General features: G+C 73.1%; 14 protein-coding genes and 1 pseudogene. 5 read left to right on the top strand and 10 right to left on the bottom strand.

Annotation, left to right across the window (positions count from 1 at the left end; genetic code table 11):
• Positions 1-2: 2 nt before the first annotated feature.
• Positions 3-506 (bottom strand): HAD-IC family P-type ATPase, encoded by a 504-nt coding sequence (locus DRB89_RS23125; protein WP_239516837.1) that lies wholly within the window; start codon positions 504-506, stop codon positions 3-5.
• 7 nt (positions 507-513) lie between these two features.
• On the opposite strand from DRB89_RS23125, the gene DRB89_RS23120 reads away from it, so the two are divergent.
• Positions 514-672, top strand: coding sequence for a hypothetical protein (locus tag DRB89_RS23120; RefSeq protein ID WP_204357800.1), 159 nt, complete (start codon positions 514-516; stop codon positions 670-672).
• Positions 673-685: 13 nt separating this feature from the next.
• On the opposite strand, the gene DRB89_RS23115 is transcribed toward DRB89_RS23120, so the two are convergent.
• The gene (locus DRB89_RS23115) at positions 686-3,418 is read right to left on the bottom strand and encodes a DNRLRE domain-containing protein (RefSeq protein ID WP_112450189.1); all 2,733 of its coding nucleotides are present in this window, start codon (positions 3,416-3,418) and stop codon (positions 686-688) included.
• Positions 3,419-3,774: 356 nt separating this feature from the next.
• On the opposite strand from DRB89_RS23115, the gene DRB89_RS23110 reads away from it, so the two are divergent.
• From DRB89_RS23110 to DRB89_RS23100, 3 genes are all read left to right on the top strand, one after another.
• Positions 3,775-4,077, top strand: coding sequence for a hypothetical protein (locus tag DRB89_RS23110; protein WP_112450190.1), 303 nt, complete (start codon positions 3,775-3,777; stop codon positions 4,075-4,077).
• A 161-nt stretch (positions 4,078-4,238) separates the two neighbouring features.
• Positions 4,239-4,697 (top strand): cyclic nucleotide-binding domain-containing protein, encoded by a 459-nt coding sequence (locus DRB89_RS23105; RefSeq protein ID WP_204357801.1) that lies wholly within the window; start codon positions 4,239-4,241, stop codon positions 4,695-4,697.
• Between the two features lie 185 nt (positions 4,698-4,882).
• On the top strand, positions 4,883-5,338 hold the full coding sequence (locus tag DRB89_RS23100) for a subtilase-type protease inhibitor (RefSeq protein ID WP_112450192.1): 456 nt from the start codon (positions 4,883-4,885) through the stop codon (positions 5,336-5,338).
• Positions 5,339-5,510: 172 nt separating this feature from the next.
• Here the strand turns inward: DRB89_RS23100 and DRB89_RS23095 are convergent, their stop codons facing one another.
• Positions 5,511-6,383, bottom strand: a complete 873-nt coding sequence (locus tag DRB89_RS23095; protein ID WP_112450193.1) for a GNAT family N-acetyltransferase — start codon at positions 6,381-6,383, stop codon at positions 5,511-5,513.
• 80 nt (positions 6,384-6,463) lie between these two features.
• On the opposite strand from DRB89_RS23095, the gene DRB89_RS23090 reads away from it, so the two are divergent.
• Positions 6,464-7,192 (top strand): Sir2 family NAD-dependent protein deacetylase, encoded by a 729-nt coding sequence (locus DRB89_RS23090; RefSeq protein WP_112450194.1) that lies wholly within the window; start codon positions 6,464-6,466, stop codon positions 7,190-7,192.
• Between the two features lie 63 nt (positions 7,193-7,255).
• On the opposite strand, the gene DRB89_RS23085 is transcribed toward DRB89_RS23090, so the two are convergent.
• The 7 genes and pseudogenes from DRB89_RS23085 to DRB89_RS23055 all read right to left on the bottom strand — a co-directional run.
• Positions 7,256-7,738 carry a VOC family protein gene (locus DRB89_RS23085; RefSeq protein ID WP_112463402.1) on the bottom strand — a complete coding sequence of 161 codons (483 nt, stop codon included), beginning with the start codon at positions 7,736-7,738 and terminating at the stop codon, positions 7,256-7,258.
• A 130-nt stretch (positions 7,739-7,868) separates the two neighbouring features.
• On the bottom strand, positions 7,869-11,426 hold the full coding sequence (locus DRB89_RS46030) for a bifunctional glycosyltransferase family 2 protein/CDP-glycerol:glycerophosphate glycerophosphotransferase (RefSeq protein WP_112450196.1): 3,558 nt from the start codon (positions 11,424-11,426) through the stop codon (positions 7,869-7,871).
• Between the two features lie 163 nt (positions 11,427-11,589).
• Positions 11,590-11,964, bottom strand: a complete 375-nt coding sequence (locus DRB89_RS23075; protein ID WP_112450197.1) for a hypothetical protein — start codon at positions 11,962-11,964, stop codon at positions 11,590-11,592.
• A gap of 110 nt (positions 11,965-12,074) precedes the next feature.
• Positions 12,075-12,491, bottom strand: coding sequence for a roadblock/LC7 domain-containing protein (locus DRB89_RS23070; RefSeq protein WP_112450198.1), 417 nt, complete (start codon positions 12,489-12,491; stop codon positions 12,075-12,077).
• A gap of 71 nt (positions 12,492-12,562) precedes the next feature.
• A complete protein-coding gene (locus tag DRB89_RS23065) occupies positions 12,563-13,339 on the bottom strand; it encodes a transcriptional regulator (RefSeq protein ID WP_112450199.1) in 777 nt (258 codons plus the stop codon).
• Entirely contained in the window at positions 13,336-13,734 is a 399-nt protein-coding gene (locus DRB89_RS23060) for a hypothetical protein (protein ID WP_112450200.1), read from the bottom strand. Before DRB89_RS23060 ends, DRB89_RS23065 begins: the two co-directional genes overlap by 4 nt.
• 243 nt (positions 13,735-13,977) lie before the next feature.
• Positions 13,978-14,220: pseudogene (locus tag DRB89_RS23055) on the bottom strand (helix-turn-helix domain-containing protein); the annotation flags it as partial.
• Positions 14,221-14,278 lie beyond the last annotated feature (58 nt).

The following is a 14,278-nucleotide window of genomic DNA, read 5'->3' as shown; positions in this document are numbered from 1 at the left end:
CGTCAGTCCCGGTGGCGCAGCAGGCGCAGCGCGTCGGAGACGACCACGAGGGTGGAGCCCTCGTGGACCAGGACCGCCGGGCCGATCCCGAGGCCCGCCACGCCGACGGTGGCGCCGGCCATGGCGGGTGCGTCGTTCACGCCGTCGCCGATCATCGCGGTACGGGCCGTGCGGCGCAGCCGGGCCACCTCGGCGACCTTGTCCTCGGGCAGCAGGCCGCCCCGGACCTCGTCCATGCCGATCGCGCGGCCCACCGCGTCGGCCACCCGCTGGCCGTCGCCGGACAGCATCACGGTGCGCTCCACCCCGAGTGCGCGCAGGGCCGCCACGGTTCCGGCGGCTTCGGGGCGCGGCGCGTCCATCAGGCCCAGGGTGCCGAGCCGGCGTTCGCCCCGGCGGACCAGCACGGTGGTGCGGCCGGTGCGCGCGAGTTCCTCCGTACGGTCGCGCAGCGCGGGCGGGACGGGCGGTCCCGCGAGGCCGTCGGCGTAGGCGAGGCTGCCGATGTGGACCGTGTCCCCCTCGAACTCGGCGACGACCCCGCGGCCGATGACGGCCCGCAGGTCCGGTCGGCGCGACGGGCGCAGCGTGGTCTACGAGCTCCACGACGCGCACGTCGCCGCCCTGCTCCGGCAGGTCCTGGCGCACGTGCACCACGGCGGCCGGGCGTAGGACCCGCCCCCGGCTACGGCGCGCCGAAGGTGAGGGTCAGCCGCGGCGTCCCCTCGTTGGCCTGGGCCTCGGAGGACCACAGCCACAGGGCGTCCGTGCCGGTGCTGCTCAGCGCCAGGCCGTAGGCCCCGCCGAGCGCCCCGGCGACGGCGGCCGTGTCCAGTCCGGTGGTGTGGACCGCCGAGCCGTCCGGGATGCCCGCGAAGGAACCGAGCGCCGGGCCGCCGAGCGCGGGCCGGTTGGCGTACGTGGTCCCCGCCTCGGTCCACGAGCCGGTGATCGGGAGCACCGAGACGGTGTCCGCCGTACCGGCGCCGCTCATGGTGCTGGTCTTGACGCCCAGCGCGGCCGACTTCAGGACCGTGCCCGCGGGTGCGGCGGGCAGGTTGAAGCGCAGGTAGCTCGCGTAGAAGGAGCTTCCGCGCACCGCGAGCGAGCCGGAGGCGCCGTAGTTGGTGCCCGGGGCGCCCGCGTTGGCGTACGTGTCCTCCGCGGCCGCGACCTCGACGACCGAGTCGGCCGGGGCGGAGGCCAGGGTGTGGTGGCTCTGCACCTGGGCCGCGCTCAGGACGTTCGGGTAGACGGCGGTCTCGTCGAGCTCGCCCGCCCAGTAGTCGCTCGTCGGGCGGTCGGGCCAGCCGTTCAGGTTGTCGCCGCCGGCGTGCCAGTAGCCGGTGAAGTTCTCGTTCGTGGTGACGTTGAGCGTGCCCTTCTGGACGCCGTCGACGTACAGGGCCATGCCGCCGGCGCCCTGGGTCGCGACGACGTGGTGCCACTGGTCGTCGTTGTACGCGGCGGCGGTCGTGATCGTGCGGGTGGCTCCCGTGTAGACGCCGTAGACCAGCCGCCCGTCGTTGGTCATGTAGACGTGCTTGTCGTACTGGTTGCTGGTGCGCGACTGGTTGCTGCCGAACCCGACGAGCTTGCCGCCCCGGTTCGTGTCCGTCTTGAACCAGGTCTCGATGCTGTAGGTGTTGCCGACGCTCTGGCGGCGGTCCCCGTACACCTGGGTGTCCGTGCCGTTGAAGCCGATGGCCGTGCTCGCGCCCGAGACCGCGCCGGGCGTCCGGCGCAGGGCCGGGGCGCCGAGGTGGACGCCGCTCTGGTTGCCGTCGGAGGAGTCCGTGACGAAGGGCGTGGCCGACTCGTCGTAGCGCCAGAACAGCTGGGCGCCGTCCGAGCGGACCGCGTTCGGGTAGGCGTCGACGGAGCCCGCCGCCGTCACGCTCGCCGTGGCGGAGAGCGGGCTGGTGTTGCCGGCCGCGTCGGTCGCCGTCACGCGGTAGGTGTAGCTCTGGCCCGCGGTGACCGTGGTGTCGGTCCACGAGGCCTGCGGCCGGCGGAAGAACAGCGAGTCGGCGGCGACCGTGGCGATCGGCGTGGCCGAGCCGCCCCGGTAGACCTTGTAGGTGAGCGTGCCGTCGTCCAGGTCGAGGCTGGTGCGCCAGCGCACCTGGACCTGACCGGGCGCGAAGCTCACGGCGCTCGCGAGCGGGACGGTGGGCGCGCCGGTGTCCCCGCTGGAGGCGAAGCGCGTCAGGCTCTGCTGCGCCGCTCCGTTGACGGTGGTGAACTCCCCGCCGACCCAGAGGTATTGGACGCCCGCCTTGGCGCCGACCGCCATCACGCGCGGGCCGATGCTCTCCGCGATCCCGTCGTTGGTGTCGGGAGCCCAGCCCAGTTTGCCGACGCTCGTGGTCGGCTGGGCCAGCAGGTGGTGGCGCTGCCCGTCGGGGAACTCGCCGACGCTGGAGCAGTCGTGCGCGTGCGAGGCGCTGTAGAGCACGTTCTGGTACGGGAGGACGGCCTGCGTCGCGCCGAGGCAGGTGTCGCGCCAGCGCTGGCCGAAGCCTGCGAGGTCGAGGGCGATCCGGCCGTCGAAGACGCCGCCGCCCGTGCCCTCGTTCGCGGTGTAGAAGCCGGTCGCGTCGGTGGCGATGTCCTTGACCACCGAGTTGGTCTCGATGAATCCCGGGTAGGCCTTGGTCAGGGCGCCGCTCGTCGCGTCGACGACGGCCAGGGCGTGGGTGTTGACCCCGCCCACGGTGAAGAAGTCCCCGCCGAGCAGGACGTGCGCGCCGTCCGGGGTGACCTCTACGGCGCGGCCCGGCTCGTCGGCGTTGGCGGTGAAGGGCCTCAGCGTGCCGTCGGTCGCGTCCACGGCGGCGAAGCGCTCGCGCTGCCGGCCGGAGACGGTGAGGAAGTCGCCGCCGGCGTAGACGGTGTCCCCGGTGACCGCGAGGGCCCGTACGGTGGCGGCGAAGGCCGGACGGAAGCCGGTCTTGACCGTGCAGGTGTCCACGTCGACGGCGGCGAGGCTGGAGACGGGGGTTCCGTTGACGGCCCCGAAGTAGCCGCCCGCGTAAAGGGTCTTCTTGTCCGGGGAGAGGACCAGCGCGCGGACGGTCGCCGTGCCGGTGCCCACGGTGAAGGACAGTTCGCAGGAGCCCGGGGCGCCGGTCGCGGCGTCGAGCGCCGCGAAGTTCACCGCCGGCCGTTCGCTGCCGCCTCCGCCTTCCGGCGGGCGGAGGGCGGAGAAGGTGCCGCCGACGAAGACCTGGCCGCCCGCCTCCGCGAGGGCCCACACGACCCCGTTGGCCTGCCACGTGGGCAGCGCGTCCGCGGTGAAGGCCACCGGCGGGGTGACGGCGGCGGCCTCCCCGGTGAGGCCGAGGCCGACGGCGGCGCCGGTGCCGGCCAGGGACAGGGCGAGAGCGGCCGCCACCAGCCCTCTTGATCTGCGCATGAACCCCCCAGTTCGGTGCGCGCCCACCGCGCTCGTACTGCGCGGGGCCGCGCACGGATCGCGGTGTGGCCGAGAACAGGCGTACAGCCGTCCGCGGCCGTGACTACGGGCGCACCCTAAGGGGAATCGCCGATCCGTTCATCACACTTGGCGTATCGGATGCGAAACTGCACCGGAAGCGGAGGCGGGGGCGCGGGGGCGCGCCCCGGGGTGCGGGACGCGTGGCCCGCCCCGCCGGATCGCGCCGGTTCTGCCGATTGCCGCCCCGCCCGGGGCCGCGCGCCTCTACGGTGCCTGTGGGAGCGGGCACGGAGACGGCGTGCGGGCACGGGCACGGACCGGAGGGTGGGGGCGCGATGGACGACGAAGAAGACCTGCGGCTGGCGGGGATGACGCCGGAGATATCCCGCCGCACCTTGACCCTGCTGCGCGGCCTCACCGGCCTCGAGCCGCCCGAGCGGGTCCCCGAGGAGGCGATGCTCACCGCCGACGCGATCCTCGCCGAGTTCGGCACCGACGGACTGCGCGTGCTCGTGATGACCCTGGCGTCCTGGGCGACGGCGCAGATCGAGAACGTCTCCGAGCTGAGCCGGCGCAGCCACGAGGCGGTGCTCGACGCGATGGAGCTGGCCTGCCTGGAGGCCAACGCGGAGGACTGACGCACACCGGTCCGGGGCGCCCCGACCTCCGCCAGTACCGCCCCGTACCGGCCGGAGGGGTTTGTTCCGCCCGGAATCGGCCGATCCTTCCCACACCGTGACCCGGAAAGGTTCGGGTGTCGGCGACACTGGGGTGTGGGGGGTCCCGATCGGAGGCCGTCGTGAGCACACCTTCCCCCATCCGGATCGCTGCCGTCCTGTCCACCGACCATCGTGGGCGCCTGATGTCCCACGCCCGTGAGGTCAATTTCCGCGAGGGTGCGCGGATCTTCGACGAGGGCAACCGGGCGGAATCCTTCTGGATCGTGCGCTCCGGCACGGTGATCCTTGAGGTCCCGATGCCCGGCCGCCGCCCCGCGCCCATAGAGAGCCTGGGCCCCGGCGAGCTGGTCGGCTGGTCATGGCTGTTCCCGCCGTACGTGTGGCAGCTGGGCGCCGAGGCGATGACCCCGGTCCGCGCCTACGAGTTCGACGCCACGACCGTGCGGATGCTCATGGACGCCGACCCGGCCTTCGGGTCCGCCGTCGGACACTGGGTCGGCCGGGTGCTCGCGCTGCGGCTGCACCAGACCCGCACCCGCCTCCTCGACCAGTTCGCCCCGCGCGCTGCGGCGAGCTGAAACCGGGTGTGTTCAGCCGATTCCGCGGAGTGCTCCCCCACAGGTCAGCCGCCGGGCACCGCTGCGGTCTGCGGTCATGCGTGTGCGTTCGGTGACGAGAAGTAGAGGTGCGAACGGGCGTTCCGGTTCGGCATGGGCAAGACTCGCGTCCGTTATCCGACGCAACGACGCGAGGAGTGTTCGCCATGCGATCCATCACCAGGGGTCCCGCAGGTCTTTCGCTGGCCGCCGCGGGGCTGGCCGCCCTCAGCGTGCTGGCCGTGTCCGGCGCGGCCGGCCGGGCCGATGCCGCACCGGCCGGCACGGAAGGCCTGTACGCACCGTCCGCGCTCGTGCTGAGCGTCACGGACGGGGACGACGCCGCGAGCGGTACGGTGCTGCGCGCGGTCACCCTCGTCTGCGCCCCCCGGCCCGGCGGAACGCACCCGGCTCCGGCGGCGGCCTGCGCCGAATTACGGGCCAACGGGACCGAGTTGGACGCGCTGGCCGAGCCCCGCTCGGACGCGGCGTGTACCCGGGAGTGGGACCCGGTCACCGTGACGGCCGACGGGGTGTGGCAGGGCCGGCGCCTGAGCTACTCGTACACGTACGCCAACCACTGCGGGCTGCGCAACAGCGTCGGCGTGCTGTTCGGCCACTGAGCGGGCCCGCCCCGAAGGACCGGCCCCCGCCCGGCGGCGTCGTGCGACCGCCGTCCGTACCGGGTCCCGGTCCGCCCCCCGGAACACCGGCCCGGCGCCCTCCCCGGCGCCGGGCCGGTCGCGCGGCGGCCCGGTCAGCCCGGGTGGAGCCCGGTCGGCCCGGCCGTTCCGGTCAGCCCAGCTCCAGGCTGGTGACTCCGTACAGGCCGGCCAGGTCCACGTCCGGCTCCCGACCCGTGTACATCCGGGCGGTCTCGAAGGTCGGGGACAGGCCCATGCCGGCCAGCAGGGCGGCGGCGCGCGGGTGGGCGTCCGGCACGTCGACGGCGACCGCGCCGTCCGGGGAGTGCTCCGCGAGCCCGAGCAGCAGGGACGCGGCGACGGCCGGGGTGGCGGCGTAGAGCGGGCCGACGCGCGAGGCGCCGCTGCAGGGCCGGACGACGCCGAGCCCCTCGATCCGGCCGTCCCGGACGGCGGCGAGGGCGGTGCGGCCCGGCAGCCCGACCCAGGCGGCGAGGAAGGCATCGCGCGGAGCGGGGAAGAACCGCCGGTCGTAGGCGGCGAGTTGCCCGAAGGGCAGGCCGGCCGCGTCCACGATCTCCACGCCGGGCTCCGGCCCGTCCTGCGAGCCCGGGGCCGCGGCGTGCGGCACCCCCTCGTGGCGGACGTTGTTCCAGGCGGCCCGGAAACCGGACTTGCGGTAGTTGTCCTGCTGTTCTACCACCCCGTCCAGCCCGACGAGCCGCCCGTCGAGCCGCTCCATGGCGGCCTGCCACATCCGGATGCCGTAGCCCCGGCCGCGCACGGCCGGGCGCGCGATGTAGAAGCCGAGGAAGCCGAAGCCCGCGCCGTAGCGCACGGCCGACACGCAGGCCACGGGCTCCCCGCCGAGCCGGCCGACGAGGAAGCCGTCCGGATCGGCGACGGCGAACGCGAACCGGTCGGAGTCCCCCGGGTTCCAGCCCTCCTCGTCGGCCCAGTCCCGGATCATCGCCATGTCGGCGGCGCTCGCGCCGTTGATCTCGAATGCAGTCGGTCCCGTCATGTCCGGTGTTGTACCAGAGGCGCCGTCGGCACGGATCAATTCGATCGCGGCGGAGCGGGCCCGGTCCTTAAGGTCGGCGCATGGGAAAGCCGCTCGTCGCAGTGTTCAGTGGGGCCGGGATGTCCACCGATTCGGGGATCCCCGACTATCGGGGGCCGCAGGGGCTGTGGCGGCGGGAGCCGGACGCCGAGAAGCTCGTGACCTACGAGTACTACATGTCCGATCCCGAGATCCGGCGCCGGTCCTGGCTGATGCGGGCCGAGATCGGGGCCCTGGGGGCGCGGCCGAACGCCGCGCACCTCGCCGTGGCCGCGCTGGAGCGCGGCGGGACCCCGGTCCGGGTGCTCACGCAGAACGTGGACGGGCTGCACCAGCTCGCGGGGATGCCCGCGCGCAAGGTGTTCGAGCTGCACGGAACGGCGCGGGCCGTGGTCTGTACGGCCTGCCGGGCCCGGTCGGAGATGGACGGGGCGCTGGCCCGGGTCGCCGCCGGCGAGCCGGATCCCGCCTGCCTCGCGTGCGGCGGGATCCTCAAGGCGGCGACCGTGATGTTCGGCCAGGGGCTGGACCCCGAGGTGCTGGCACGGGCCGTCGCCGTCGCCAAGGGGTGCCAGGTCTTCGTGGCCGTCGGGTCCACGCTCCAGGTGCAGCCCGCGGCCTCGCTGGCCGGGATGGCGGCGGAGGCCGGGGCCCGTCTGATCATCGTGAACGCGCAGGAGACCCCGTACGACCCCCTCGCGGACGAGGTGATCCGCGAGCCGATCGGCACGGCCCTGCCGGCGCTCCTGGCCCGGATCGGCGCGTCCTGACAGAGGTCGGCTCGGTCGGCCGGGTCGGCGGGGAAAGCGGGGTCGGCGGGGTCCGCCGGCCCGCTATCCCGCGTCCGCCGCGCGCCTCATCTCCGCCACGTCCAGCTTCTTCATCCGCAGCATGGCGGCGGTGGCCCGGGCGGCGCGCTTGGCGTCCGGGTCGCTGATCAGGTCGATGGCGCCCGGCGGGATGACCTGCCAGGACAGCCCGAACTTGTCCTTGACCCAGCCGCAGGCGGATTCCTGGCCGCCGTCACCCGTCAGCGCGGCGTAGTAGTAGTCCGCCTCCGCCTCGTCGGCGCAGTGGATCTGGAAGGAGACGGCCTCGGTGAAGGGGAACTGCGGGCCGCCGTTGAGGCCGACGAACTTCTGTCCGTTGACCTCGAACTCGACGACCAGCACCTCGCCCTCCGGGCCGGGGCCCGCCTCGGTGTAGCGGCCGACGCGGCCCACCTTGCCGTCCTTGAAGACCGACAGGTAGTAGTCGGCGGCGGCCTCCGCCTGACCGTCGAACCACAGACACGTGGTGAAACCGTTGTTCGCCATGACTGCCTCCGGAGTGCGTGCGTACGTACGTGCGGGACACCGTCCCGTACATACAGACCGGTCCCGGCCCCGAAACTCATCGGCGGGGCCGGGACCTGTCCGCGTCCGTCGCGGATCGCACTCCTGTGGGCTACGCCCCGAGCATGCGGTCGACGATGCGCTCGGCGGCGTGGCCGTCGTCCAGGTCGCAGAACTCCTCGCGGAACTGCGTCCGCGCCCGCGCGTACTCCTCGCCCAGCGCGTCCGCGTTCCGCACGGCCTCGATCAGGCTCGCCGAGTCCGCGAGCAGCGGGCCCGGGGCCTTCTTCTCCAGGTCGAAGGTGAATCCGCGCAGCGTGTCCCGGTAGTGCTCGAGGTCGTACGTGAAGAGCAGGATCGGCCGGTCGGTGTGCACGAAGTCGAAGATCGCGGAGGAGTAGTCCGAGATCAGGACGTCGGCGACGAGCAGCAGGTCGGTCGGGTCGGGCCAGCGCGACACGTCCTTGACGAAGCCGTCGCGGACGCCGTCGCGGACCTGCTCGGTGACCTTGTGGTGGCCGCGGACGAGCAGGACGTGGTCCTCGCCGAGCTCGCGGCGGGCTGCGTCGAGGTCGATCCGCAGGTCGAGCCGGTAGCCGGAGGTGACCGACCAGCCCAGGCGGTTCTCCCGCCAGGTGGGCATGTACAGGACGACCTTCTTGCCCTCCGGCAGGCCGAGGCGCGAGCGGATCTCCGCGATCCGCTCGGGGTCGGGCCGCAGCAGCGCGTCGGTGCGCGGGCTGCCGGACTCGATGACCTCGCCCTCGTAGCCGAGCGCCCGCTTGAGGACCGGCGTGGCGTACGAACCCGGGGAGGCGAGCAGCGACCACTGGGCGCTGTCGTGCTCCAGCGCCTCCAGCACCTCGGGGCTGGTGTAGTAGTCGTGCATGAAGTCGTGGCCGATCTGCTTCAGCGGCGTACCGTGCCACGTCTGCACGACCGTCTGGCCGGGGCGGCGCCGGAAGGCGAGCGGAACGCTGTCGTTGACCACGTAGTAGCGGGCCCGCGCGAGCACGTCCCACGATTCGAGGCTGTCGTACTGGACCGCGCGGGCGGTCGCCGGGACCTCGGTGTGGCCGTCGCGCACCAGCCAGACGTGGTCCAGCTTCTCGCCGCGGCGCACCAGCTCCTCGTGGATGGCGCGGGGCGAGTCGCCGGCGCCGAGGCCGCGGAAGGAGTCGTAGACCACGAGGTCCTTGACCGGAAGGGCGCTCTGCGCCGGGTACGTCACGTCGCGCGCGACCCGCTGCGCGTAGCGCGAGCGGTCGTGCGGGCTGATCAGCGGGTCGGCGATCAGTGCCAGGCGGTCGTAGAAGCGGGCCTCGACCCGCATCCGGCGGCCCCGCGCCGTGATGGCGTGCGGTCCGGAGTGCAGGGCGGTGGGGGCGAACTGCAGCGGGGCGCCGCGGTCGACGCCGAGCAGGCCGGCCGTGACCCCGCCCTGGGAGACCGGGCGCATCGTGGGCCACCAGCGGCCCATCGGCAGCGGGGTGAGGCCGGCGTACTCCTCGGGGAGGACGGGCTCGAAGGTGGCCTCGAAGCGGTCGCCGTCGCGGGTGACCGGGTAGCTGTACTCGGCTCCGTAGGAGTCGTGCAGGACCAGCTCGTGCGGCTCGTCGGTGGGGGCGACGAACCGGCCCCGGAGCGTCAGGGTGCCGTCCTCGACCTCGACGGTGTCGACGAGCGGCGGGGAGGGCTGCGCGGAGAGGGTGAGGTGTCCGGTGTTGCCGCGCTTGGCGAACAGGGTGCGGCCGGCGTCGCCGGGCAGCGGGACGACCAGGCCGGCGAACCCGGCGCGCTCGTCGTGCGCGAGGCGGTGGTCGGTGCCGTCGGCGCCGGTCACGGACAGGCTCCACGGCTCGGGGGTCCACTCGCCGGGCTCGCACGGGGCGTCCGGGACGGCGGCCAGGTCGGCCAGCGGGACGCGCGCGGTGAAGGGGATCCGGCCGCCGGAGGCGGCGGCGGTCTCCAGCGGGAAGGTGAGCACGGTTCCCGTGGAGACGTGCTCCGCGCGCAGGGTGGCGCCGGCGCCGATCTCGGCGGCGAGCTCGCCCGCCAGCTCGACGGCGTCGTCGCCGGCCGGGCGGACGTCCAGGGCCCGGGCGCGGACGATCTCGACCTGGATGGTCAGGGCGCCGTTGGTGTTCGGCACGACGCGCACGTCCGGGGCGACCCAGTGCGCGGGCGGGTTCTGCCCGCTGTCGTGCTCACCGCCGCGGAGCCGGGCGCGGTGCAGGCCGCCGGCGCCGGTGACGGCCACGGAGGTGCTCCATATGCCCTCGTTCCACTTGCCGCCGGTCTGGAAGACCGTGGGGTCGACGACGGCGGTGAAGCCGGCCCAGTCGGCGTGGCGCAGGGCGAGGTGCGGGGCGTTGACGGTGGCCATCGGGGAGGCGACCGTGCGGGTGCCGACGACGGTGCGGCGGCGCTTGCCGCTCTCGCGGAAGATCAGCACCTTGCGCGAGCCGAGGCGGCTCTCGGCGCCCAGGTGTCCGGGCAGCGCGTAGCCGCGCAGCAGCAGCTTGCCGTCGGTCCAGAGGGCCTGCTCCAGGCGGCTGACGACGCGGCGCTCGCGCGGTCCGAGGGTGAGGACCTTGGCGGGTACGGGCGCCTTGAGGAAGGGGTAGTCCGCCTGCGGGCGGGCCAGTCCCTTGGCGGGCACGCTGTAGGTGAAGTCGCGCTGGTGGCGGAGGAGCTCGATGAACTCCTCGATCCGGCCCTCCCCCGCGAGGTAGGCCTTGAGCCGGTCGGCGACGGTGAGGTCGGACCAGGGTGCGGTGCCGATCTCGCGGACGAGACCGCCGACCTCCTTGGTGAAGGCCGCGCGGAAGTCGGGGCCGGCCTCGGCGACGTACTTGTAGATGAGCGGGAGTTCCTCGCTCAGCACGTTGCGGTCGTAGTCGCGCAGGTAGCGCTCGTACGTGGCGCCCTGCTTGGCCGCCAGCGCCTCGCGGACCAGGCGTACGGAGGCCACCCGGTCGATGACGGAGACGGGGTCGGTGGAGCGCTGGGTGATGGACCGCTCGCCGGTCTCGCGCACGCGCCAGTGGTAGACGCAGTCGGCGATGATGTCGACGCTGGAGGCGAAGTAGTGCGCGGGGATGCTGACGGGGGCGTCTTCGTAGAGGATGCCCTCCGGGTACTGGAAGCCGTGCTCGTCCCAGAAGGTGCGCCGGTAGACCTTGTTCCACGCGGTGCGGTCGGTGACCAGCGCCGGGAACTTGGAGATGTGGGTCTTCAGCTTGGTCGTGGCGAACGCGGCGCGGTGGCCCCAGGACTGCGACATGCCGACGGAGCGGAAGCGCTTGACGTTGCCGGCGGCGAAGTCGGAGCCGGTCTCGTCGAGGGCGTCGATCAGCTTCTGGTACGCGTACGTGGGCATGGTGTCGTCGCTGTCGACGAAGGCCAGGTACTCGGTGCCCGGGGTGATGTGGCGGGCGCCGACGTTGCGGGCGGCCCCGAGGCCCGCGTTCTTCTGGAGGACCAGCCGGAAGCGGTCGTCGCGGTCGACGAACGCCTGGGCCAATGCCGCGCTGCCGTCGGTGGAACCGTCGTCGACGAGCACTACTTCGAAGTCGTCGAATGTCTGCGCTGCGATGGACTCCAGGCATTCGTCGAGATAGAGCTCGACGTTGTAGACGGGGACGACGATACTCAGGCGCGGGGGCATGGGTGGCGAATTCTCCAGCGTATTTACATTGTGATGATCAGCTGATTACAGCATCCTACTCTGTAACGAGATGATAAAATCCGGTCGTATCGGACATATGGAAGAAGCCGCCGGGGCGGACGGCAATGAGTTCAGCCGTCCGCCACCTCGCCGTCATCGGGGGTCACACTTCCAGTTCCGTCTCGATCTTCTTCAGCTGGTGCCGGGCCATCGCGAGGTTCGCGCGCCCCTTGTCGAGCGCCAGGTAGAGGAAGAGGCCCGAGGAGCCCCGGCCCCTCATGAGCCGGATCAGGTGGTACTGCGTTCCGAGGGTGATGAGGATGTCCTCGATCTCGTCCTTCAGCCCGAGCAGCTCCATGGTGCGCACCTTGGAGCGCACCACGTCGGTGTTGCCCGCGGCGGCGACCGCGAGGTCGAGGTCCTTGCCGCCGCCGACGGTGCCCAGCGCCATGCCGCTGCCGTAGTCGACCAGGGCGACGCCGAGCACGCCGTCGATGGTGGTGGCGGCTTCCTTGAGTGCGGCTTCCACAGTGGCCATGGGTGTCTCCTCTTTCGTTCGGGTGTCGTGTCGGGTGTCGTGGATTTCGGTCGGTGCGTACGTGGCGTACGTATCGGACGCCACGTTCGCGGCGGACGTACGCGGCCCGGCTACGTGATGGTGCCGAGGCCCCGTCGGCCGAGGCTGCGGTCGATCAGCTCCGCTATGCGCAGGCTGGAGCGCCGGGCTTCGAGGTGGAGCCGGCCGACGTTGACGCGCGGCTCGGCGATCAGGGTCAGGACCGCGGCCTCGCCCGCCGCGTAGGTGGCGACGTAGCCGTCCTCGCCGCGCACGAGGAGCTCGCGGAAGGCGCCCTGGCCGGTGCAGTCGCTGAGCCGCTGGGCCACCCCGAGGGCGGCCGCCGTCAGCGCGGCGACGGACTCGGCTTCGGTGGCGGCGCTGTCGTGGGCCAGGACCAGGCCGTCGGCGCTGGCGGCGAGGGCGCCGGTGAGCTGGGGGACGCGGGCCCGCAGCCGCGCCAGCTCGGCGAGTATCTCGGCCTCCGCTTCGGCGGGCACCGTGCTCATGTCGGCCTTCCTCCCTTCGGGCTGCCTCCGCTCGGAGCGGTCGCCGCGCTGGGCCGGTCGCAGCGGGAGCCTCACAGGCTTGCCTCCAGTGCGTCGCGTAACCGGCGCAGCAACGCCACGTCCGGGGACTGCGCCTGCGTCATCCAGTCGGGCAGGGGTGTTTCGGGAGCGGCGGCCGGGGCCGCCGACGCGTACGGGGTCTCGACCAGTCCGGCCGCCGCCAGGCGCCGTACGTCGAGCAGGGTGTGGAAGGCCGGCCGGCCCAGCACCCAGGCCAGGTCCGCCGGTGTCCGTACGCCGTCCGCCCGGTCCAGCAGGATCCGCTGCCGGGCGGTGACGGTCTGGCCGGGGGCGGCGGCCCGGGGCACGACCGGGGAGGTGTCCAGCAGCGGGTAGGGCCAGACCGCGTCGAGCAGCTCCCGGCGGCGCCGGGTCTCCCGCTCGACGGCGGCGGCCGGAACGGAGCGGACGGAGCCGATCCAGTGCGTGGCGCCGCGGCGGAAGCGGGAGGGGCCGCTGCCCGGGGAGAGGGCGAAGAAGGCGGCGTCGAATATCGCGGCGAGGTGGCAGATCTCCAGCTCTCCGCCGGCCATGCCGCCGCTGTCGACGAGGAAGCGGGCGACCTGGCGGCGGGCGCCGGCCTGGTTGACGGCGTCGGTCCAGCGCTCGGGGGTGAGGCCGCCGCCGGTGGTGAGCAGGACGTCGAGCCCGGGGGTGGCCGGGCTCTCGGCGTGGACGACGCGGCCGTCCTCCAGGAAGAGGGTGCCGCGCTCGCGCAGCAGTGCGCCGGTGGCGCGCTCCGCGGCGAGCCGGGTGAGCAGGGGCGAGACGGCAACCGTGGCGTTCACTTGAGCACCAGCCCCTCGGCCAGGGCCCTGAGTCTGTGCCGGGCGAGGGCGAGGTTGCCTTCGGCCCGGTCGAGCCACAGGTGCAGGAAGACGCTGCTGTCGAAGCTGGTCTCGACGAAGCGGAGCACGTGGTAGCCGGTCCGGGTGGTGACGATCAGGTCCTCGACGGGCGGTCCGGCGGCCTCGCCCGCGCCGGGTTCCGCCAGGGCGAAGGACTCGTACTCGGCGGCCGCCCTCGCCAGCTCGGCGGTCTCGGCGGCGGTGGTCTCGTGGTCCCCCACCGGTGAGTCCCCTGCGGTGCCGAGGGCCAGTCCGCTGCTCCAGTCGACCAGCGCGGCCCCCCTCGCACCAGGCAGGGCCATGGCTTCGAGCAGGCATTCGTCGATCCCGGGCACGCGGGCTCCCCTCCCGGCCGGACCGTACGTGGTGCACGGTCGTACGGCGCGACAGGAGGGAACTTACTCAACTTCCACAGTGCGGAAGGGGGTTCTGGCATTTTCCGCTGGAACATGCGCGGTAGCACGTGACAGCTTGGCCGGAACCCATCGGAATTTGATCATTGCCGGTAAATCACCCGCCCCACACGGGCCGCACCGCCCCCCAATTCACGAGGCGAGCGGCAGCGGCAGATCGTCCGCGAGCCGGAAAGTGCCGCCCTCGCGCCGTACGTAGCCCTCGTGGCTGAGGGTGCGCAGCAGGTGGTAGACGGTGGGCAGCGGAATGCCGGTGACGCGCGCGAGCCGCTTGGCGGTCGCACCGCCCTCCGCGTTCATCGCCTCCACGAGGCGCAGCGCCCGCTGCACGGAACCGATGAGGGTGGGTGCGGCGGCGGTTGCGGTACTGCTGTCCGAACTGTCCTTCTGGCTGCGGTCGGTGCCCATGAGTGGTCCCCCTGCTCCGGTACGAGGCCTGGCAATCCCATCAAAGTCCCTCACCGGC

The organism is Streptomyces sp. ICC4 (assembly GCF_003287915.1).
GTDB classification, from domain to species: Bacteria; Actinomycetota; Actinomycetes; order Streptomycetales; family Streptomycetaceae; genus Streptomyces; species Streptomyces tritrimontium.
Note: the sequence above shows the minus strand (reverse complement) of the source record. Positions and strands in the feature narration are given on the sequence as shown.

What these genes read in the sequence shown, in the direction of transcription:
- DRB89_RS23115 (WP_112450189.1), bottom strand. Translation starts at nt 3,418, where the DNA reads ATGCGCAGATCAAGAGGGCTGGTGGCGGCCGCTCTCGCCCTGTCCCTG.
- DRB89_RS23110 (WP_112450190.1), top strand. Translation starts at nt 3,775, where the DNA reads ATGGACGACGAAGAAGACCTGCGGCTGGCGGGGATGACGCCGGAGATA.
- DRB89_RS23100 (WP_112450192.1), top strand. Translation starts at nt 4,883, where the DNA reads ATGCGATCCATCACCAGGGGTCCCGCAGGTCTTTCGCTGGCCGCCGCG.
- DRB89_RS23095 (WP_112450193.1), bottom strand. Translation starts at nt 6,383, where the DNA reads ATGACGGGACCGACTGCATTCGAGATCAACGGCGCGAGCGCCGCCGAC.
- DRB89_RS23090 (WP_112450194.1), top strand. Translation starts at nt 6,464, where the DNA reads ATGGGAAAGCCGCTCGTCGCAGTGTTCAGTGGGGCCGGGATGTCCACC.
- DRB89_RS23085 (WP_112463402.1), bottom strand. Translation starts at nt 7,738, where the DNA reads ATGGCGAACAACGGTTTCACCACGTGTCTGTGGTTCGACGGTCAGGCG.
- DRB89_RS46030 (WP_112450196.1), bottom strand. Translation starts at nt 11,426, where the DNA reads ATGCCCCCGCGCCTGAGTATCGTCGTCCCCGTCTACAACGTCGAGCTC.
- DRB89_RS23075 (WP_112450197.1), bottom strand. Translation starts at nt 11,964, where the DNA reads ATGGCCACTGTGGAAGCCGCACTCAAGGAAGCCGCCACCACCATCGAC.
- DRB89_RS23070 (WP_112450198.1), bottom strand. Translation starts at nt 12,491, where the DNA reads ATGAGCACGGTGCCCGCCGAAGCGGAGGCCGAGATACTCGCCGAGCTG.